Here is a 1,102-nt window from a genome sequence, read left to right as displayed (position 1 = left end):
CAATTAATTGAATAACAGAAATATTCTGCTTTTCAAGTTCAAGTTCATCATTCACATCTTTTAAGGCGATATCAATCAACCATCTGACACCGTGAGAAAGTGTAGGGAGATTGCGCCTTAAAACAAAGTTTTTTACTTGCTCCATTGTTTCAGGCGATAGTCGCGCGTGGATTTCATTTTTTACCACAACTGGAATTCCTCTTGACTTGATTCGTAAGTTGTTAGACTCAGCAATTCCTGAAAAACGAAATATTGTACTAAGCCAGAATTTTGGTTTAGCAATAATTCAAGAAAAAGTAAGTTACGGTGTACGTCATTGGTAGTGACATTGGAAACAAAAGAAATTGTCGTGTCACCCTGTTTCCTGAGAGCGTTAATCGCAATTAACGCTTCCTGTACATTCTTTTTGGCTAATTCAAGGTTTTCGACAGCCCCTCTTATTGAGACGGAAATGTCAGCCATGCTATCGTAGTATTCGTGAATATTGGTCATAGTGTGCTTACCTTTGAGTGTGTATTTCTGAAAGTAGCCGCCAACTGTAGGCGGCTACTTGTAAAAATGGACTTAAGTGAACCAATTGCGACGCCGCAATTGAACTAACCGAAACAACTGTTTTCGGCACACCTCAATCAAGTCAACTGCTAAAGATAGGTTAAGCTTGACGAATTTCATGTGCGATGTCGGTATCAGACTATTGGCTTCCTCTAGTAGCGCTTGACAAGCTGATAAGGTTTGACAAAATCTAGGACTCTTAACTAAGGCTTCGATTTCTTCAATCCAACTAAAATCCAACTTTTTGGTTTTCATTTTTTGACAAATTTGTAAATGTACTTACCCCCTTTAAGTGTTACCCCCCAACCTAACGCTCGAATGTCGAGCTGTAATTGATCGGGTTTGATGCGTGGGATGAGTCCAGACTCTGTGTGAGAATCTATCTTTTGTTTTAAGGCTTTAGGGTCTACCTCAATCAACACTGATTTGGGGCTTGTTGTCCATTCTGATTGAGGGATACCCGACAATTCCGCTAAGGAATGAAAATTTAATAACTTTAGCGTCTGCTAAATAGTCGGAACTGCACGATAATTCCATTTTGGTAGATATT

The 1,102-nt window shown here is 39.3% G+C and carries 3 protein-coding genes; all 3 read right to left on the bottom strand.

Going from position 1 to position 1,102, the window contains the following annotated elements:
• The coding region (locus tag QUB10_RS34155) for a hypothetical protein (protein WP_333207561.1) at positions 1-187 on the bottom strand (187 nt) is incomplete at its 3' end.
• The gene (locus QUB10_RS34150) at positions 181-492 is read right to left on the bottom strand and encodes a hypothetical protein (protein WP_333207559.1); all 312 of its coding nucleotides are present in this window, start codon (positions 490-492) and stop codon (positions 181-183) included. The genes QUB10_RS34155 and QUB10_RS34150, both read right to left, overlap by 7 nt.
• Before the next feature lie 72 nt (positions 493-564).
• Positions 565-807, bottom strand: a complete 243-nt coding sequence (locus QUB10_RS34145; protein ID WP_333207558.1) for a hypothetical protein — start codon at positions 805-807, stop codon at positions 565-567.
• Between the last annotated feature and the right edge of the window lie 295 nt (positions 808-1,102).

The organism is Microcoleus sp. B5-D4 (assembly GCF_036705145.1).
GTDB lineage: Bacteria > Cyanobacteriota > Cyanobacteriia > Cyanobacteriales > Microcoleaceae > Microcoleus.
Note: the sequence above shows the minus strand (reverse complement) of the source record. Positions and strands in the feature narration are given on the sequence as shown.